General features: G+C 58.9%; 16 protein-coding genes. 8 read left to right on the forward strand and 8 right to left on the reverse strand.

The genetic code is table 11. From position 1 onward, the window contains the following. Positions 1–69: 69 nt before the first annotated feature. From ACQZ6F_RS22110 to ACQZ6F_RS22125, 4 genes are all read right to left on the reverse strand, one after another. Entirely contained in the window at positions 70–621 is a 552-nt protein-coding gene (locus ACQZ6F_RS22110) for a hypothetical protein (RefSeq protein ID WP_449095992.1), read from the reverse strand. A 98-nt stretch (positions 622–719) separates the two neighbouring features. Continuing rightward, entirely contained in the window at positions 720–1,604 is an 885-nt protein-coding gene (gene purU / locus ACQZ6F_RS22115; protein WP_449096338.1) for a formyltetrahydrofolate deformylase, read from the reverse strand. A 153-nt stretch (positions 1,605–1,757) separates the two neighbouring features. Continuing rightward, positions 1,758–2,993 carry a hypothetical protein gene (locus ACQZ6F_RS22120; protein WP_449094124.1) on the reverse strand — a complete coding sequence of 412 codons (1,236 nt, stop codon included), beginning with the start codon at positions 2,991–2,993 and terminating at the stop codon, positions 1,758–1,760. A gap of 83 nt (positions 2,994–3,076) precedes the next feature. After that, on the reverse strand, positions 3,077–4,153 hold the full coding sequence (locus ACQZ6F_RS22125) for a glycoside hydrolase family 5 protein (protein WP_449094125.1): 1,077 nt from the start codon (positions 4,151–4,153) through the stop codon (positions 3,077–3,079). Between the two features lie 195 nt (positions 4,154–4,348). Here ACQZ6F_RS22125 and ACQZ6F_RS22130 point away from each other — a divergent pair, with 195 nt between their 5' ends. Beyond that, on the forward strand, positions 4,349–6,031 hold the full coding sequence (locus ACQZ6F_RS22130; RefSeq protein WP_449094126.1) for a GumC family protein: 1,683 nt from the start codon (positions 4,349–4,351) through the stop codon (positions 6,029–6,031). Positions 6,032–6,244: 213 nt separating this feature from the next. Further along, positions 6,245–8,227: a polysaccharide biosynthesis protein gene (locus ACQZ6F_RS22135; protein WP_449094127.1), complete on the forward strand. Its 1,983-nt coding sequence runs from the start codon at positions 6,245–6,247 to the stop codon at positions 8,225–8,227. 102 nt (positions 8,228–8,329) lie between these two features. On the opposite strand, the gene ACQZ6F_RS22140 is transcribed toward ACQZ6F_RS22135, so the two are convergent. After that, positions 8,330–9,085 carry a glycosyltransferase family 25 protein gene (locus ACQZ6F_RS22140; RefSeq protein ID WP_449094128.1) on the reverse strand — a complete coding sequence of 252 codons (756 nt, stop codon included), beginning with the start codon at positions 9,083–9,085 and terminating at the stop codon, positions 8,330–8,332. Between the two features lie 365 nt (positions 9,086–9,450). Between ACQZ6F_RS22140 and ACQZ6F_RS22145 the strand changes: the two genes are divergently transcribed. From ACQZ6F_RS22145 to ACQZ6F_RS22170, 6 genes are all read left to right on the forward strand, one after another. After that, a complete protein-coding gene (locus ACQZ6F_RS22145) occupies positions 9,451–9,783 on the forward strand; it encodes a hypothetical protein (protein WP_449094129.1) in 333 nt (110 codons plus the stop codon). A 194-nt stretch (positions 9,784–9,977) separates the two neighbouring features. After that, the gene (locus ACQZ6F_RS22150) at positions 9,978–11,135 is read left to right on the forward strand and encodes a Gfo/Idh/MocA family protein (protein WP_449094130.1); all 1,158 of its coding nucleotides are present in this window, start codon (positions 9,978–9,980) and stop codon (positions 11,133–11,135) included. Positions 11,136–11,147: 12 nt separating this feature from the next. Then, positions 11,148–12,035, forward strand: a complete 888-nt coding sequence (locus ACQZ6F_RS22155) for a carbohydrate ABC transporter permease (protein WP_077468408.1) — start codon at positions 11,148–11,150, stop codon at positions 12,033–12,035. Then, a complete protein-coding gene (locus ACQZ6F_RS22160; RefSeq protein ID WP_077468409.1) occupies positions 12,032–12,889 on the forward strand; it encodes a carbohydrate ABC transporter permease in 858 nt (285 codons plus the stop codon). The genes ACQZ6F_RS22155 and ACQZ6F_RS22160 overlap by 4 nt, the downstream gene beginning before the upstream one ends. Positions 12,890–12,924: 35 nt before the next feature. Then, positions 12,925–14,154, forward strand: coding sequence for an ABC transporter substrate-binding protein (locus ACQZ6F_RS22165; protein WP_077468410.1), 1,230 nt, complete (start codon positions 12,925–12,927; stop codon positions 14,152–14,154). An 84-nt stretch (positions 14,155–14,238) separates the two neighbouring features. Beyond that, positions 14,239–15,372 (forward strand): ABC transporter ATP-binding protein, encoded by a 1,134-nt coding sequence (locus ACQZ6F_RS22170; protein ID WP_077468411.1) that lies wholly within the window; start codon positions 14,239–14,241, stop codon positions 15,370–15,372. Between the two features lie 117 nt (positions 15,373–15,489). On the opposite strand, the gene ACQZ6F_RS22175 is transcribed toward ACQZ6F_RS22170, so the two are convergent. Genes ACQZ6F_RS22175 through ACQZ6F_RS22185 form a run of 3 tightly spaced genes read right to left on the reverse strand, consistent with a single transcriptional unit; the run spans position 15,490 to position 18,567 of the window. Beyond that, positions 15,490–16,593: a D-TA family PLP-dependent enzyme gene (locus ACQZ6F_RS22175; protein WP_449094131.1), complete on the reverse strand. Its 1,104-nt coding sequence runs from the start codon at positions 16,591–16,593 to the stop codon at positions 15,490–15,492. A gap of 1 nt (position 16,594) precedes the next feature. After that, on the reverse strand, positions 16,595–18,070 hold the full coding sequence (locus ACQZ6F_RS22180) for a M81 family metallopeptidase (RefSeq protein ID WP_449094132.1): 1,476 nt from the start codon (positions 18,068–18,070) through the stop codon (positions 16,595–16,597). Positions 18,071–18,081: 11 nt separating this feature from the next. Beyond that, complete coding sequence (locus tag ACQZ6F_RS22185) at positions 18,082–18,567, reverse strand: hypothetical protein (RefSeq protein ID WP_449094133.1); 486 nt, start codon at positions 18,565–18,567, stop codon at positions 18,082–18,084. Positions 18,568–18,691 lie beyond the last annotated feature (124 nt).

The raw sequence follows: 18,691 nt of genomic DNA on the forward strand, positions 1-18,691 counted from the left end.
AACAGATAGGGTCGTCGAGCATTTAGGAAGAAGATAGGCCGCAGATCATGTCCGGCTAGGGATCGTCCCCTATTCGACCTCGATGGAATAGCTGCAACCGGCCAGCGTCTTGCCGGGATGGCTGTCATCCGTCGAGACATTGAGGGTGATGAGTGTGTGGAGCACGGTATCGGAATTTTCGAGCTGCTCTTTGCTCGACAGGATTTCTTTTGCACCGAGGAACTTGTTCGGCTTGTCGACCGCTGCCGTCACTCCGAGTGTCTTGGCAAGCGGATGCGGATCGGGCTCGTCGAGCACGGCCAAGGGTCCGGAGGAGGCGAAGGCAATCCTGCTCGTCTGCCGCCCGAAGACGCTCACCGGAGCTGCGAGCTGGAATTCGCGCAGGAAGGGGTTTTCCGACGGCAGTTCGGTCAAGCCGAACTGCTTCATGGCCGTGACACTTTCAGGCCCGGTCAGCCACATGCCGAAATTATTGTAACTCGGCACGTCGTAGGTCGTGCATTCGATCAGCTTGGCAAGATCGATCTTCGATGGATCCTGTTCCGCAGTGGCGGCATGCGCCGTCGCCGTACTCATAAGAAACGCCGCCAGCAGCAGCGTTCCCTTGCGATGGAATGACATGTCTTTTCCTTATTCCCGGCCGATTCGATACCGGCGGTATCAAATCGTGCTTCGGCGCAAAAGAAAAAGGGAATTGGCGGCAATAGTTAGGCCGCGCCTCAGCCCATCCGCTCGGACGCGTAGGAGCCCGGGCTCGCCGGGAAGACGACGGTGCGGTTGCCGTTGATGAAATTGCGGTGATGGATATGCGCATGGATGGCGCGCGCCAGCACCTGGCTCTCGACATCGCGGCCGATCGAGACGTAATCGTCGGCCGACTGCGCATGCGTGATGCGCGCCGTGTCCTGCTCGATGATCGGACCCTCGTCGAGATCGGCGGTGACATAATGCGCCGTCGCCCCGATCAGCTTCACGCCGCGCTCATAGGCCTGCTTGTAAGGATTTGCGCCCTTGAAGGACGGCAGGAAGGAATGGTGGATGTTGATGATGCGGCCAGACATCTTCTGGCACATCGAATCCGACAGGATCTGCATGTAGCGGGCAAGCACGATCAGTTCCGTGCCGGTCTGCTCGACAACATCCATGATCCGGGCTTCCGCCTCCGGCTTGTTGGCCTTGGTCACCGGAATATGGTGGAAGGGGATGTCGTGATTGACCACGACCTTCTGATATTCGAAATGGTTGGAGATGACGCCGACGATGTCGATCGGCAGCGCGCCGATCTTCCAGCGATAGAGCAGGTCGTTGAGGCAATGGCCGAAGCGCGAGACCATCAGCAGCACCTTCATGCGCTTCTTGGCATCGTGAAACTCTGAAGCCATGTCGAACTTGGTGGCGATCGGCTTGAAGCCCTCGGCCAGCGCCCCCTCGCCGATGCCTTCTTCGGAGATGAAGGAGACGCGCATGAAGAACATGCCGGTATCGAGATCGTCGAACTGGCTGGAATCGACGATGTTGCAGCCCTGCTCGGCCAGATAGTTCGAAATCGCCGCCACGATCCCGCGTGTCGACTTGCACGCAACTGTCAGTACATAGCTCTTCATGTCTCTTCTCTCTTACGCCGAGGATGCCGCCCACTTAAAGGAAATCGCAAGGGTGGGAAATACCTTCCGCCCCGTCAGCTTTCGACGCTAATTTAGGCAGGATGGCGGGAAAAAAGCCGTTCCCATTGCGCCTTCGGGCGGCGCATCCCCGCCTCAGCTGCTGGTCGCCAGCGAGAGCTTTTGTGGCTGCTTTGCCTGGGTGCCCTCGTTGAATTTCAAGAAGCCGACGAGAAGCCAGACCAGGCCTGCCGTCTTCATCGAGAAGATGGCGGTGGAACCGATCATGAGATTCAGGAACAGGAAAAGGGAAAGGGCATGGCCGAGGCGCCGCTGATTGACGGTCTCGCCCCCCGGATAGAGCGAGGCGTAAAGCCAGAACAGGATGAGGCCGAAGATGGTGGCTCCATATATGATGTACACATAGCCGCTGTCGAAGAATATGCCGACCTGATCGAGCTGCAGGCCGATGGTGCTCTGCAGGTCCATGCCAAGGAAGGCCTTTACCGTCCCGTTGATGCGCCCCACGAAATTATCGCCCGTAACCGTCGGCTTGAGCGAATGGATGACGAAGCCGACGACGATGATCACGGGCATCGTCAGGAGGTCGAGTATCTTCGGGAGCCAGGGATAGATGAAATAACCGGCGACGCAGATGAGGCTGAAGATCAGCATCGTGCGCGTGTCGTTTGTCAGCAGGATCAGCACGACGGTCGACAGAAACAGCAGCCTGTCGAGCAGCCGCAGCCGGCCGGAAAAGCTGATGAGATAAAGGACCATCACGCCGCAGAAATTGGCAAGCGAGACCTGTTCCAGGAAAACGGAAGATGAGCGGTGGTCTATCAGGCCAAAGGAGAACCGGCCCTCGAAGCCCAATGCGCCGCGGAAGAGGCCGATATCGCTGTAGGTGGCCGGCGGCACGCCGCGCGTATTCTGAAAATATTCGGCCGGATGAAACAGCGCCACATATTCCTTCACCGACACGATCTCGCAGATGAGCACCGCCAGCACGGCGAAGCAGGCGATCTTGAAAGCCAGCTTGAGCGTGCGCTCGTTGCAAAGCCTGCCCATGATGGAAAACGAGAAGATGATCATCACGTTGCGAAGGTGATCGATATAGGCCTGCTTGTTGATGGCGATGACGAAGACCGTGAGTATGATCGTCAGCACGAGATAGAGGAGCGGCGCGATATCCTCCTCGTAGATCCCCTTCGTCAGAATATAGGTGAAACTGACCGCCTGGAGCACGATTTCGCTCATCACGACGGCGTTTGGCGTCAATGGCGTGATGTTGTGATTGATGAAGGCGAGGATGCTATTGTACAGGACCGCGAGCAGCGAAACGGCAAGAATGACGAAATTGATGGGCTGCTTTTCGCCTGAACTTTGCATGAACTATCCGAGGTCGTGGGATCTCTGGCCTTGGCCAGCATATCAGGCCGATGATTCGCGGCAAAGAGTCGAGCCAGCGTCCCTTACTTCGGTTTGATCAGCGCACATGACGGCGCGAGGGTTGCCTTCTTGCTCAATCCCTCCACCAGCACTTTCAGTTGCGGCTTGTCGCGGCCATTGTGCGGCTGAATATTGAGCGGCTCCTCCAGCGGCCACCAATCGCCGGCCGCCCAGTAACTCCAGCCGAGCCAGACATCGCTATTGGTGTTCAGGACGTCGAGCACCTGTTTAAGGCCGTCGAGGCAACCGTCATTGGCGGCGACCCCGAATTCGCCGAGGAAGCCGCGCTTTCCATTCTTGCGCAGCCAGTCCGTGACATCGTTCAAGCCTCTTTTGGCATTGTCGGTGCCATCGCAGACCGGATGCGTGCCGGAGCTGTCCGAATCCAGATATTGATGGAATTCGAAGGCGTAGAAGTCGAGCGGATCCGTGACGCCGAGCATGACTGTCGCATTCGCGCCGCCGCCAAGGACATCAGCAGACCAGCTATGCGCGCCAGTCCAGTTGGTGCCGGGTACGAGGATGAGATTGCGCGCGCCGACGGTGCGGATGCTGCGGATGGCGGTATTGGCGAGTTCCAGCCAGTCCGGCGCCTTGATGTCGTGCGGCTCGTTCATGAGGCCGAAGGCGACGCCCTTTTGATTGGAGAATTCGACGGCAAGGCGCGCCCAGAAGTCGCCGAAGGCGAGCTCGGTTGCCGGCGGTTGCTTGAGTTGGACCTTGTCGTAATAGCCGTAATTGTGAGGGTCGAGGACGACCACCATGCCGTGCTTCTGAATGAGGGCGACGGCGTCCTTGAGCCTCTGGAGTTCGTCGCCGTTGAAGGGTTGGCCGAGCACCGGCTGCAGCCGCTCCCAGCGGAAGGGCAGCCGCACGACGTTCATGCCCTTGCCCGCAAAATAGCGCACGGTTTCTTCCGAGGGGTAGGTGTAGTTGACGTTGGCCACGCCGTCGCGCTCACCATATTCCGCGCCGGAGAGATTGACGCCACGATAGCAAAGCTGCGCCGCTGCAAAGCTGCTATCTGCCATTGTCGTGGAGGCAAGCAAGACTGCCGCAGCCGTCAGGCGCAGCAGAGCCTTCGTCATCGATGCGGTCATTGCACGCTCCTGCCTCCCATGCGGATCTGTCCCTTTCATAGGGGCGATGATGTTGAACAATGGTGAAGGCAGAGGGTCTGCCGGCCCCCGCACTGCGATTTCCTTGGAGCGTCCTTAATGGTCCGTTAGCCAAACATTTCTAAAGTCGAGACATCTGCGAGGCGGAAACCGCCTGCGGAGCACTGAAAGCCTGACATGAGCTCAATGGAACGAAGCAAAAGATCGGACCAGCTTCCGAGTTGGCGCGATACCGAGCCGTCAGATACACGGCGCGATGGCCTGCGCCTGCGCAGTCCGATCTTGCGCCCGCGGGATTTTGTCGTGGCGCCGGAGCCGGCTGCAGCCGCCGAACAGCCCGAAGCGCCAGGGCCTGCTGATTTCGCATCCGAAAAGCGACCAAGCAAAATTGATGTTGAGGTGGCCTCGCACGCCCCTGTCGAGCCGGCTGCGGTCACTGCCGCCCCCACTGCCCCTGTCGAGCCCAGCGCTGTCGCTCCGCCACAGATCATTGCCCAATCGGTCGTCCTGCCGTCGGCAGATTCGCCGTTGCTCGATCTGCGCTCCGCGATCCATTCTATTTGGGCGAAGAAATTTGTCGTTCTCGCCCTGGCGGTAATCTGTGGCGTCGCTGGCGCCGCCATTATTCCGCTCATCCCCCAGAAGTTCACGGCTGAGACCAGCCTTTACTTCGATCCCAGACCGAACGGCGGCGAATCCTCCCAGCAGGCTCCGACGCCGCCGGAGCTGATCACGACGATGATCGACAGCCAGACCCAGATCCTGTCTTCGGGCAAGGTGCTTGGCCGTGTTGTCGATACCCTCAAGCTCGACCAGGATCCGCATTTTTCTGGCGGCGCCACCGGCGAGGCAGCAAAATACATAGCGACGGCGGCTCTTGCGAAGGCCGTGCAGATCGCCCGCGAGTCGAGCACCTATGTCGTGACCGCGAAGGTGACGACGGGCGATCCGCAAAAATCAGCTGCGATCGCCAACCAGCTATTTTCCTCCTTTATCGAAGAAGAAAGCGGTGCCGTCGCCAAGAGCTTCAAGTCAAGCAACAGCGCACTGGACAGCAGGCTGGACGACCTGCGCCAGCAGGTGCTTTCGGCCGAGAAGGCGGTAGAAGCCTATCGCGCCGACAATGACATGGTGGCCGTCGAAGGCAATCTGATCTCCGACAAGCGTCTGACGGCGCTGAACGACATGCTGGTGACTGCCCAGCAACGCACGATCGAAGCCAAGGCTCGGGCGGACGCCGCCGGCAAGCTGAGCTTCGAGGATGTGGTTGCCAACAATCCGAACAACCCCAACGCCAGCAGCGGATCGACGGCGCTGAGCAGCCTGCGTCAGCAATATGCGACACTTGCCGCCAATGTCGGCAGCCTGCAGAGCCAACTCGGTGCCCGTCATCCACGCCTGCTTGCGGCCAAATCCTCGCTGGACAGCCTTGCCGCAGAAATCCGCAGCGAATTGCAGCGCCAGATGACGTCGGCGCGCGCCGATTATGCGCAGGCGCAGGGAGCTGAGCAGGATATCGCCAAGGAACTGGCGGTGCAGAAGGCATCGCAGGTCAATACCTCAAGCAAGCTGGTCGGCCTGAACGAGCTTCAGCGCAAGGCCACCGCAGCCCGTGATATCTACGAGTCGCTGCTGAAGCGTTCCGGCCAGACAAGCGATGCGCAGGATCTGTCGCAGAGCAATATCCGCGTGATTTCGGAAGCCGAGCCGCCGTTGAAAGCTGACGGCCCCGGCCGAAAGGTGATGATGGTGGCGGGCTTGATCGCCGGTGCGCTTTTCGGTGCTGGCCTTGGAATGGCCTTTGCCATTCTCCTCGGTCTGTTCCGTCATCCGGTCCTGCGCAGCTATCTTGGCAAGTGATCCCTTCCCATCTTTCTGCGTGAGCCGCCTCTCCAACATCGAGGATGCAATTGTGTGCCGGCTGTTCTACATGTAAATCGGCGCTGGAATGAATTGGAATCCGCCAATGAAAGTACGATGCAATTATCATGCGTCATGCGGTGCATTGTGAGACGATCTATGCGAGAGAAGCGGCGCATCGCTTTGATGACCGGCGCCAGGGAGAGCTGACCGATGGTGCCCTCCGATAAGCTCGTTTTGCCCTTTTTGGCATTGCCGCGCTCAACCAAGCGAGCGCTCGCCCTGCTCGTCGATGCCAGCCTCTGTGTATTGACGGTCTGGTTCGCCTATTGTCTGCGCCTCGATGACTGGGTGATCCTGGAAGGCGTCGAATGGCTGCCGGCCGTTGTCTCGCTTCTCGTTGCCATACCCATCTTCATCGTGCTGGGCCTTTACCGCGCGATTTTCCGCTATGCGGGTCTGTCGGCTTTCGTAACCGTGCTCAAGGCGGTGGCCATCTACGGGCTCGCCTTCATGACTATTTTTACCGCGATCAGCGTGCCGGGCGTGCCGCGCACGGTCGGCATTTTGCAGCCCTTGCTGTTGCTGATCTGCATCGGCTTGTCGCGGATATGGACGCGCTATTGGCTCGGCAATGCCTATCAACGGCTGCTCAACCGCAGCCAGCTCGCCAAGGTGCTGATCTACGGCGCGGGTGCATCGGGCCGCCAGCTTGCCGGCGCGCTAGCCAACAGCGCCGAGCTGAATGTCGTCGGCTATCTGGACGACGACCGCAATCTGCATAGCAGTATCATGGGCGGTCTGCCGATCTATGATCCTGCCGATCTTCCTGCTCTCACCGTGTCCGGCGATATCAAGGGCGTACTGCTTGCCCTGCCGAACGCCACGCGGCAGCGGCGCAATGAAATCCTTGAGGATATGCGCAAGGCGCGCGTCACGGTGCGCACCATGCCGGACCTGACGGCACTCGCCCAGGGGCGCGTCGCGGTCTCCGATCTGCGCGAACTTGATATCGAGGATCTGCTCGGCCGCAACGTCATCGCGCCCGACCGGGCACTGATCGAGAAGAACATCCGCGGCAAGGTGGTCATGGTGACCGGCGCCGGCGGTTCGATCGGCAGCGAACTTTGCCGCCAGATCATGAAAAACGGCCCATCCGCCCTGCTCTTGGTGGAACAGAATGAATTCGGGCTTTACGCCATTCACGGCGAACTCGAAAAACTGGCTACCTCCGCAGGATATGCCGATATCCGCATCATACCCTTTCTCGCCTCCGTCCGAGATGCGCGGCGTATCGGTCAGATCATGGCGGCATGGCATCCAAAGACCGTCTATCATGCGGCCGCTTACAAGCATGTGCCGCTTGTCGAGTACAATCCCGTCGAAGGTGTGCGCAACAATGTCCTTGGGACCCAGATAACGGCCGAGGCGGCGCGCGACCATGGCGTCGAGGATTTCGTGCTGATCAGCACCGACAAGGCCGTGCGCCCGACCAATATCATGGGCGCCAGCAAGCGGCTGGCGGAAATGGTGCTGCAGGCCATGAACGCCGACCGCAAGCCTGGTGTTGCCAGCACCAATTTTGCGATGGTCCGTTTTGGCAACGTTCTTGGTTCCTCCGGCTCCGTCGTGCCTCTCTTCCGCCAGCAGATCCGCGATGGCGGCCCGATCACGCTGACGCATCCGGATATCACCCGCTATTTCATGACCATTCCCGAGGCGTCGCAGCTTGTCATCCAGGCCGGCGCCATGTCGGCTGGCGGCGACGTGTTTCTGCTCGACATGGGTGAGCCGGTGCGCATTGCCGATCTCGCCCGGCGGATGGTGGAGCTTTCCGGCCTGACGGTGCGCGATGAGGATGAGCCGGATGGTGATATTGAGCTTGAGATCACCGGGCTGAGGCCGGGCGAGAAGCTCTATGAGGAGTTGCTGATCGGCGACAACCCACAGCAGACAAGCCATCCCCGCATCATGCATGCCAAGGAGGACTTCCTGCTGTGGCCGGAGCTTTCGCAGCGGCTTGTCGCGCTTGAGGCCGCGTTGGACGAAAACGACATACCACTGGCACGAACTCTGCTGGAGAAACTCGTATCCGGTTATGCGCCGAGCAGCGAAGTCGTCGATCTGGTCTATCGTGAGCGCGAGGCGGATCTGACTGTTGCCCAGCCAAATCTCGATAATGTCGCGCCGCTATAAGGCGGCCGCAAAAAAGCGCTTTCCGCTTTCCACCGGGACTGTAGACATCGGCCACATAGGCTGATGAGAGCTTCCGTTAGGTACCAGCGGCTCAGGATCCCGTCAGGGAACTACCATCCGTGGCTTAATACGGATGGCATACCGCCAACGTCGCAGCTGATCGCATGTGCGGAACCAGTGCGCCGTCATCCGCAACAGGGAGTGCCGCTTCACGGCGCGGTAATCCGTGCGCTTGCCGATCGTCGTATCGGCGCGATGCGGGCTGAAATCGGCAAGATTTTCAAGCGTCGCGAATGTCTCGACGCCGGTTGACCAGCCGCGTTCGAGAGCGACGTCATAGGGAAGAAGCATTGGCTTCAGCGTCACCAGCAGCTTCTTGGCAGCCTTGCGGTTGACGATATAACAGGCGGCAGATCCCTGCGGGCCGTGCAGGCAGCGGCCGATGACATCGTTTTCGGCTGTCTCGCAGATCTGCTTGAAACCCACCAGGCGATGATTGACCAGCTTGACGAGGCGGGCGCCGTCGACGCCATCCATCGTCGCAATCGCACGCGGGATCAGCTTCTCGTTCAACTCGATATCATCTTCCATGATGATGGCCATCTTGTCGCCGCTGGCAACGAATTGCTCAAGCGCGAGGAGATGGCTGCGATAACAGCCATATTCGCCGGCCAGGAGCTTGCGGCCATTGTGATAGACGAACGACTTGGGATGAAAGTCGAGGCGATCCTCCTCGGCGATCGCTCGGCCGTCAACAGCCGGTATTCGCGTGATATCCAGATCGTATTCCACGGCCTGGCCACACAAACGTTCCCAGCGATCGCGCGACTGATCCAGATTGATGACGTAGATGCGCAACTGCTGAGCGGCATCAGCAACAGTCAGCGGATCAGTGATAGGGGCGGTACGATCAATCTGTTCGAGAATGACTGTTACTCCTGCAAACAGAAATCGTGGCGATAGCAGTTAAAGCAATGGTTTTGCCATCATATAACATGCTTACGAATTGTCGCAAATTCGGAATGCGCGTCAATGTTGTATTTCCGGATAAAAGCATTTTATTTGGTGTAACGTTATGTGAACGCCCGCATCTTGGCCAAGAAACAGGCTTCGCGCCGTGATTTTGGCGGGTGCCCTGTTGGCGACGGACCTGCACTTTACTATATCTGCAACATGCGGCGCGTGGTCGTTGCGCTCGCATGGTTGAAGGAGCGTAGCAATTCATGTGGACCAAATCAAAAATCGCCATTGCCGCTCTGTTCCTTGGCTGCCTCATGCCTCTTGCCGCGATGGCCGATAACCCGCTTATACCGAAGCCATATGTCGCGCCTGTCTATCCCTACAAGAACCTGCCGGGGGTAACCGCGCCAAAAATGGCAGCTGACGAAAAATTCCAGTGCAGCACCACGACCTTATATCCGGATGACTTCTACAGAGGCTACTTCTATCGCGGTATGCCCCGCCTGGGATATGTGTGTGACCAGAACGGTGTGATTTCCAGCAGCACCAGAAAACCCAATTATCAATATTGGCAATACAACGGCCCAGACAGATAATGCCGGCCATCCTGCCAAAATAAATGGCAACGCGATCAAAACGGGCGCAGCTTCAGACTTGAAGGCTGCGTATTTTTAAGCGATGATCTGAAAATAAATTTCATGTTTTCGAGTAAATGCGCGAACGTCGTTGACGAATGCGAAAATTTGCCCCAAGCTTACGAAAATAAATTACGTAATGGGAACTGAAAAGTATGCGAGTTGGAATCATTGGGCTGGGATTCCGCCTGGGATATCTGGGCTATGTGTTCAAGGCGATCGATGAAAGCTTCGAGATCGCCGGCTATGTGGATCCGGCGCCGGCAGGCCTGCCTGGTTTGCTCGAACAGGGCATTTCCGTTGGAAAGGCCTATCGCACTCCTCAAGAGCTGATCGCCAACGAAAAGATCGACCTCTTGATGATCGGTTCGCCGAACCACATGCATCTCGATCATATCCGCATCGGCCTTGAGGCCGGCCTCAAGATTTTCTGTGAAAAGCCGATCGTCACGACGATCAAGGACAGCATCGAGCTCGCAAAGCTGATGGCAAAGTACGGCCATGAGCGGCTGAATGTAGGCTTGGTCCTGCGCTATTCGCCCATGTATCGCGATCTTTTGGCCGCACAGGCCGAAGGAAAGCTCGGCAAGGTCGTCTCCATTGAAGCATCCGAGCATATCGAACCCTACCACGGCGCCTTCTTCATGCGTGACTGGCGCCGCTACGAGCATTATTCCGGCAGCTTCATGCTGGAGAAATGCTGCCACGACCTCGACCTTTATAATGGCGTGGTCGGCGCGCGTCCGGAGCGGGTGGCGAGCTTCGGCGGCCGCAAGAGCTTCATCCCGGAAAACGACCCGGCACGGGAAGGCATCAACGATCTCGAACTTTTCCATCGCAAGCCGAGCGGCTGGATGGGATCGGACAAGGTGTTCGACAGCGATGGCGACATCATCGACTACCAGGTTGCGATCATCGAATATGCCAATGGCGTCGGCATGAATTTCCACACCAATCTCAACGTGCCGGACCAGTTCCGCCGTTTCGCCATCATGGGCTCGCGCGGCATGGCCGAAGGCGATTTCATTCGCGGTTATTTCAATGTTCACGAGGTGCTGAGCGGCAAGAAGGTGATCGAGAACACCTACGCGGCCACCACGCTTTCGCAGCACTACGGTGCCGATGAGCAGATGGCCGCCGACATCATCGCGAACGTCAAAACCGGCCTGCATCTGCCGGTTTCGACCCAGAATGCGCTTGAAGCGGGCATTCTGGCGCTCTCGATGGACGAGGCACGCATGAAGAGGACTGTCGTCGATCTCCGACCGATCTGGGACGAATTCGACGAAGCGCTTCATTCAAGAGCGGCCTAGGGAGGGCGCGGGATGGGTGTTCAACGCGGCACGGTCATCTTCGCCTGGGTCCTGCTTTTTCCGGCTCTCCTCTACGTCACCGTCATCGTCGCCTATCCGTTGGTCGACACGATAATCCTGTCCTTCACCGATGCGTCGTTGAAGAAGGTGACGAATTGGGTTGGCTTCGAGAATTACGCCAAGATCTTCAACGATACTTTCGCGGGCGTCATCGTCCGCACCTTCATTTGGACCTTCTTCTCCGTGTCGTTGAAGATGATCATCGGCACGCTGGGGGCGGCGCTGCTGAACTCGGCCGTTCCGGGCCGCTCGCTTTTCCGCGTACTCACCATGCCTCCCTGGATCGTGCCGATGGCGATCGGCATCTTCATGTGGGGCTGGATGTACAATGGCCAGTTCGGCATGATTTCCGGCCTGCTGCAACGCTTCGGCATTGTCGACAGCCCCGTGGCGTTCCTGGCCTATGGCAGCTCGGCCTTCTGGGCGACGATCGTCACCGACGTCTGGATCGGTGTCCCGATGGTCACCCTCTACATGCTGGCGGCGATGCAGGCAGTACCTCACGATCTCTATGAAGCCGCCTGGACGGATGGCGCCGGTCGCTTCTATCGCTTCCGCCGCATCACCCTGCCGTTGTTGGTGCCTTCCCTGGTTACCATGTCGATGCTGTCGCTCATCGCCACCTTCAATTCCTTCGATATTATCTGGATCTTGACGCGCGGCGGCCCGAACGGCGAGACGACGACGATGATCATCGACACTTATCGAACGGCGATCGGATCCTATAAATATGGCGAAGGCGCCGCTCGCGCAGTGCTGATCTGCATCTTCTTGTCGCTCTTCTGCCTTGCCTATTTCCGCGTGACCAGCCGCTTTTCCACGGGAGCCAAGCAGCGATGAGCCAGCCTACGATGATCCATCGCTACAAGTGGTACGAGCTCATCGGCATTTATGCCGGGATCCTGCTGTTCCTGACTTTCGTGCTGGCGCCCTTCGTCGAAGGCTTCCTGGTCTCGCTGAAGCCGCTCAGCCAGCTTTTCTCTTCGCCCTACCGGTTCATTCCCGAGAACGGCTCCTTTGCAGCCTATCGCACGATGTGGACCAGCGTGCCGGGCTTTGGCTGGTACATCTTCAATTCGTTCCTGATCTCAGGCTCGACCACTATTATCGTCCTGATCCTCGTCGTGCCCGCAGCCTATGCTTTCGCGCGTTTCGAGTTCAGAGGCGCCGGCCTGCTGCTCGGTGCTTTCCTGGCGGTCAACATGTTCTCCGGCGCCGTGCTGCTGATCCCGCTGTTCCGGCTCATGCGCTCCTTCGGTGTGCTGAACACCTATTTTGCCATGATCGTGCCGGGTGTCGCTTTCCTTATTCCCACCGGCATCTGGCTGCTGCGTACCTATATGATGCGCATTCCGAAGGAGCTCAATGAGGCGGCCTTTGTTGATGGCGCCAGCCATTTCTATACGCTGCGTCGCGTCATCCTGCCGATCGCCATGCCGGGCATCACCGTCGTCGCCATTACCACTTTCATCGGTTCCTACGCGCAGCAGTTCATCTACGCTCTTACCTTCAATTCGAAGACTGAATACATGCCGCTGCCGGTTGGGCTCTTTGCCTATTTCGGCCGGCAGGAGGTCGTCTGGAACGAACTCATGGCCGCAAGTTTCGTCGGCATCGCGCCGGCCCTGGTCGTGATCTTCTTCCTGCAACGGTATCTCGTCAGCGGTCTGACCGCTGGCGCGGTGAAGCAATAAAACCAATCAACAACCAGAGAAACGGGAGCTTAAACGTGACATTCCATTTCAAGACAGGGCTTCTTGCCCTTGCTTTGCTCGGCTCCACCGCGCTTGGCGCCGTGAACGCCCAGGCCGCCGACAAGGAAATCAGCTGGATCTATTGCGGCGACAGCATCGATCCGATCCATGTGAAGTACATCAAGCAGTGGGAAGACAAGAATCCCGGCTGGGCCGTCAAGCCTGAAGTCGTCGGCTGGGAACAGTGCCAGGACAAGGCAACCACGCTTGCTGCTGCCGGCACGCCGGTTGCCATGGCCTATGTCGGTTCGCGCACGCTCAAGCAGTTCGCTGATAACGATCTGATCGTTCCGATCCCGATGACGGATGACGAGAAGAAGGCCTATTATCCGGGCATCGTCGGTACGGTAACCTTCGATGGGAAGCAGTGGGGAACGCCGATCGCCTTCTCGACCAAGGCGCTTTACTGGAACAAGGATCTCTTCAAGAAGGCGGGCCTCGATCCCGAGAAGCCACCGACCACCTGGGCCGAAGAAATCGCCGACGCCAAGACGATCAAGGAAAAGACGGGCATCCCCGGCTACGGCCTCTCGGCCAAGACTTTCGACAACACCATGCACCAGTTCCTGCATTGGGTTTACACCAATAACGGCAAGGTCATCGATGGCGACAAGATCGTCCTCGACAGCCCCGAAGTTCTGGCAGCTCTCCAGGCCTACAAGGACATCACGCCTTACTCGGTCGAAGGACCGACGGCCTATGAGCAGAACGAAATGCGTGCCATCTTCCTTGATGGCAAGGTCGGCATGATCCAGGCCGGCTCCGGTGCCGCCGCTCGCTTGAAGGAAACGAAGATCAGCTGGGGCGTCGCGCCACTGCCGCTCGGTCCTTCTGCCAAGGGTCAAGGCACGCTGCTCATCACCGACAGCCTTGCTGTCTTTAAGGGCAGCGGCGTCGAGGACAAGGCAGCCGAGTTCGCCAAGTTCATCACGTCTCCGGGTCCGCAGGCTGAATACGAACTCCAGGGCGGCGCCGGTCTCACGCCGCTGCGTCCGTCGCCGCTGGTTGACGAGTTCGTCAAGAAGGACGCTTCCTGGAAGCCGTTCATCGATGGCATCGCCTATGGTGGTCCCGAGCCGCTCTTCAAGGACTATAAGGGCTTCCAGAACGTGATGATCGAGATGGTCCAGTCGGTCGTAACCGGCAAGGCCCAGCCGGCTGATGCCTTGAAGAAGGCAGCTGCCGATCTCGAGCAGTACAAGTAAGATCGCAGATCGCCGGGCCGCGCGCATCACGCGCGGCCTTTCGAGCCCTGCCCGCCTAGTAGCGGCGCCGCGCGGAGACAGAGTTTGGGAAAGCTTCACCTTAATCAGGTCAAGAAATTTTATGGTCATTTCGAAGTCATCAAGGGCGTCGAGCTTGACGTTAACGACGGTGAATTCATTGTCTTCGTCGGCCCGTCCGGTTGCGGCAAGTCGACCCTGCTGCGGATGATTGCCGGCCTTGACGAGGTGACCAGCGGCGACATCATGATCGATGGCGGTCGTGTGAACGATCTGGCGCCCGTCAAGCGCGGTATCGCCATGGTCTTCCAGTCCTATGCCCTCTATCCGCATATGTCCGTCTTCGAGAACATCGCTTTTCCGCTGCGGGTGGAAAAGATGCCGGAGGACAAGCTGAAGGCCAAGGTCGAGAATGCCGCCCGCATCCTGCATCTGGAGCAGCGGCTGCATCAGAAGCCGGGCAATTTGTCCGGTGGTCAGCGCCAGCGCGTCGCCATCGGCCGCGCCATCGTGCGCGAACCGAAGATATTCCTCTTCGACGAGCCGTTGTCCAACCTCGATGCCGCTCTGCGCGCCGATATGCGCATTGAGCTGGCAAGACTGCATCGCCAACTGCAGGCGACCATGATCTACGTGACCCACGACCAGGTAGAGGCCATGACAATGGCCGACCGGATCGTCGTTCTCAATGCCGGCGAGATATCGCAAGTCGGCGCACCGCTGGAGCTTTACCATAAGCCAGCGAATACGTTCGTTGCCCGCTTCATCGGCAACCCCAAGATGAACTTCCTGCCCGTGACCTGCACTGGTGTCAGCGATGCGGGCGTGGAAATTGAGTACAAGGGCCAAAAGGCGCTTCTGCCGGTGACGCCGCGCCAGGATGCGGTCGGTAAGGCCCTGACGTTGGGCATCCGGCCGGAGCATGTGCTGCTCGGTGGTGGCGATTTGACATTGACCATCGTGCCCACCGTCGTCGAGCATTTGGGCGCACAGACGGTTGCCTACGCTTCTGCCGAGGGGGTCGACGAGAATTTCTGCGCAACGCTGCCCGGCAGCGTAGCGATCCGCCTGGAGGCGCCGCTGAAGACCGGCATGCGTATCGCCGATTGCCACCTGTTCGATGAAAGCGGCATCGCTTTCGAGCGCAGGGTGGAACTCACGGACATCGACATGGAATTGCTGAGCTCGGTCGCCTCTTGAGGAGCGGCTGCTTGCAAGACCGGACCGCGTATAAAGCGCCGGTCCGGCTTTGAGATGCGACAAACAAAAACGGCGGCCCGAAGGTCGCCGTTTTTGTTTTAAACAATGTTTTCGCGCCTACCAGACCAGCCCGCGAGCGGCCACATCCTCGACGCGTGTCACCACGCCGTCTCGATGGAAGACCATCTGGTCGAAAAGGTTCGATACGACACAGGTGTGATTGGGGATGATGCGGATCTTGTCGCCGATCTGCGGGCGCGGACCGGTGCAGTTCGAGAGGTCGATCACCCCATGCTCTTCCGAAAGACCCTTGATGACAGCTTCCGGATAGTCGACCACATGGCCGAAATCGGCAAAGCCGAGGAGATCGGAGGTGAGCGCCTTCGAGCCGGCGTCGATGACGGCGCGGTCTTCGGTTGGCCTGGAGACAACGGTGGCGAGGATATGCATCGCGCAATCCTCCTCGCGGCAATGACGGGCGCGCACCATGGATCTGTCGTTATAGATATAGGTGCCGGCCCGATGCTCGGTGGCCGCCGTCACCAGGTGCGCCTCGAACAGGCTTGGTGTGCCGCCATTGCTGACGACAGGGCATGGGATGCCCTCGTTCTTCAGCAGCGCAACGGAGTCGGCCAGGAACGCCTGCGTCCCCTCGGCATTATTGGGCTTCGGATAGCTCATCAAGCCCCCGAAGGTGAGGCCGGGCTTGCCGGCGATATGCTTGCCGAGGGCGGCGGCTTGCTCGGGCGATTGCACGCCGCAGCGCGCGCCGCCGGTGTCGCATTCCACCAGCACGGTCAGCGGCTTGCGTTCGGCGAACCAGGCAGAGAGACCGTCGACGGTAACGGTGCTGTCGGCCACGACCTTCAGGCCGGAAATGCGATCGTTCAGCGCCGAGAGGCGAACAAGCTTTTCAGGGCCGAGAATGTTGAAGGTGATCAGGATATCTTCGAAGCCGGCATCGGCAAATGCTTCCGCCTCGGTGATCTTCTGGCAGTTGATACCCTTGGCGCCGGCGGCGACCTGGGCGCGCGCGACGGCTGGGATCTTGTGCGTCTTGATATGCGGACGGAAATTCAGGCCGTGCGCGTCCATGTAGGACTGCACGCGAGCGATATTCGCAGCCAGCCGTTCTTCGTCGATGATCGGGCGCGGGGTCGAGAGCCCCTCGATCCGATCGCCGGATTTGGGGCTGATTTCCGAGGCGATGTCGTGTGTCATATCAGGCGCCTTTGCGTTCTGTCGCATGCGGATCGGCCACCATGGGCCAGATGTCTTTCGGTGCGCGGCGATAGGGGGTGCGGGCTGGATTGTTCGGATAGGGTGTTCCGGCCGAGCAATAAAGGATCTCCGACGCGATCTTGGAGAAGGATGCGTAGAAGTGATTGGTCGATTTGATGACCAGGATCTTCTTCTGTGTCGGATCGATGCCCATGACGGAGAACAGGCTCGGGTCGAAGCTCTGTGCGCGCGTCGAATTCAGGATGATGTCGATACCCTTGTACTGGATATAGGCCGCATCGCCGAAGGGGGCGTAGCTCTCACCGAAACGCATCTCGGCATTGGCGACCAGACGGATGATCTTGACGTGGCCGTCGATGGGGTTGCCGGTACCCGGCGCCGATTTGGCACCGAAGCGCAGTGGGATTTCAGCGCCTTCGCCGGCGGCCATGCAGATCTGCACCGCCATCGGATCCCAGATCGTGCCGATCGCCGTATCGGTGGCGCCACGGTCGAGCAGTTCCTGCAGGATAACGGTGGCGTCTCCCGAAGTGCCGCCGCCGGGATTGTCCCAGAGATCGGCGATGACGATCGGGCCTGATGTGGCGGCCATGGCCTGGCTGACAGCCTCTTTCTCGTCGATCTGCGGCATGATGAACGTGCCGCGCTTGGAGAAGAGTTCCAGGCCGAGATCGCGGGCGATTGCAGAACCCTTATCCGGCTTATTATTGGTGACGACGAGCAGCTTGGTGCCCATCTCGGGGACGTCACCGGCCATGAAGCCATGGATGACGGAGATCGACAGGATGTCTGTGTCGCTCTCTTCCATCGCCATGATCTTGTCGACGAAGGAGCGCATCGGGTCGCGCGAGGTCGGGAAAACGTCGATCATGCGGCAATCGAATACCGACATGACAGGCTTCACGCGGCCTTCCAGCGTATCGACGGCGATGCGCCAGAGGTCTTCCGCCCGATCGACGAAATCCGTGTGTGGGAATTCCTTGAAATAGACGAAGAATTCGGCCGCTGCGAGACGCTTCTTCGTCAGATGGCTATGCGGGTCTAGCTCGGCGCAGACCAGAATGTCGGGTCCGACGATCTCGCGTACGCGCGACAGGAAATCACCTTCGGTATCTTCATAACCGTCGGCGACCATGGCGCCATGCAGGCCCAGCACGACGGCATCCACCGGCATGGCCGCGCGCAGCTGATCCAGGATCTCGTCGCGCAGGTCCTCATAGGTCCGGCGATTTACCAGACCGGCCGGATCGGCCCAGGTGGCGGTGCCTTCGATCAGCTCCCAGCCTTTTTGGGCTGTGACGCGTCGTCCGACGGTAATCGGAGCGGAACAAAGCGTCGGCGTTTCCGGATGCATGCCCGGAGGCGCATAGAGAGACGCTTCGAAAGCGCGCCGGTCGATACAGATGGGGGAGAAGGTGTTCGTCTCGGTCGCGAAAGCCGCGGTGAATATGCGCAATGCTGTCGCCTCTATTCCATGGGGTTCGGCAGGTAACCGGTGAAGCCGCTGATCTTCCAGCGTCCCTCATGCAGGCGGCAATAATAAAGCGTCTGCCATTTCATGGTGTCGACACTGCCATCCGACTTCTTCAGGCTGCCGTCGAATTTCTTGCGCACCAGCGCCATGTCGCCCTCGATCTCGATATCCTCGAGCGTCGTGGTGGTGAAAATCGCGGTGCGCGTATCCTCTGCAAAGGACTGTGTGGCGAAGTCGCGCGCCTGGCGCAGCCATTCGTCGCGATAGGTGGTAAGGCTCGGAAAGGCAAGGCGCCATTTGTCAGGGCTCACTTCACGGCGGCCGTCAATGCCGATAAAGCCCTCTTCGACGAAATCGCGTGCTACCATGGACCAGTCGGCTGCCAGAAATGCATCGATGTCGCGAGGGACGAGCATTTCCCAAATCGCGTGTCTGGGAGCGTCGCTGGCAGGAAAAGGATTCTTGAATGGATCACGCATTGTATCCGCCGTCATTTAAATTCTTTTCATAATTCTCGATTTTCACTGGCCAAATTCTGCTTTCTATGGTCATTTGTCAACGCATCAAGAAAATAATTTGCAGGAATCATATGATGTTCGTCGC

The sequence above is a fragment of the Rhizobium sp. A22-96 genome (genome assembly GCF_053521805.1).

Coding starts and splice junctions, on each gene's coding strand:
- ACQZ6F_RS22160 (WP_077468409.1), top strand. CDS start 12,032: ATGAGCCAGCCTACGATGATCCATCGCTACAAGTGGTACGAGCTCATC.
- ACQZ6F_RS22125 (WP_449094125.1), bottom strand. CDS start 4,153: ATGACCGCATCGATGACGAAGGCTCTGCTGCGCCTGACGGCTGCGGCA.
- ACQZ6F_RS22120 (WP_449094124.1), bottom strand. CDS start 2,993: ATGCAAAGTTCAGGCGAAAAGCAGCCCATCAATTTCGTCATTCTTGCC.
- ACQZ6F_RS22155 (WP_077468408.1), top strand. CDS start 11,148: ATGGGTGTTCAACGCGGCACGGTCATCTTCGCCTGGGTCCTGCTTTTT.
- ACQZ6F_RS22175 (WP_449094131.1), bottom strand. CDS start 16,593: ATGACACACGACATCGCCTCGGAAATCAGCCCCAAATCCGGCGATCGG.
- ACQZ6F_RS22150 (WP_449094130.1), top strand. CDS start 9,978: ATGCGAGTTGGAATCATTGGGCTGGGATTCCGCCTGGGATATCTGGGC.
- ACQZ6F_RS22135 (WP_449094127.1), top strand. CDS start 6,245: ATGGTGCCCTCCGATAAGCTCGTTTTGCCCTTTTTGGCATTGCCGCGC.
- ACQZ6F_RS22185 (WP_449094133.1), bottom strand. CDS start 18,567: ATGCGTGATCCATTCAAGAATCCTTTTCCTGCCAGCGACGCTCCCAGA.
- ACQZ6F_RS22130 (WP_449094126.1), top strand. CDS start 4,349: ATGAGCTCAATGGAACGAAGCAAAAGATCGGACCAGCTTCCGAGTTGG.
- ACQZ6F_RS22145 (WP_449094129.1), top strand. CDS start 9,451: ATGTGGACCAAATCAAAAATCGCCATTGCCGCTCTGTTCCTTGGCTGC.
- purU (WP_449096338.1), bottom strand. CDS start 1,604: ATGAAGAGCTATGTACTGACAGTTGCGTGCAAGTCGACACGCGGGATC.
- ACQZ6F_RS22110 (WP_449095992.1), bottom strand. CDS start 621: ATGTCATTCCATCGCAAGGGAACGCTGCTGCTGGCGGCGTTTCTTATG.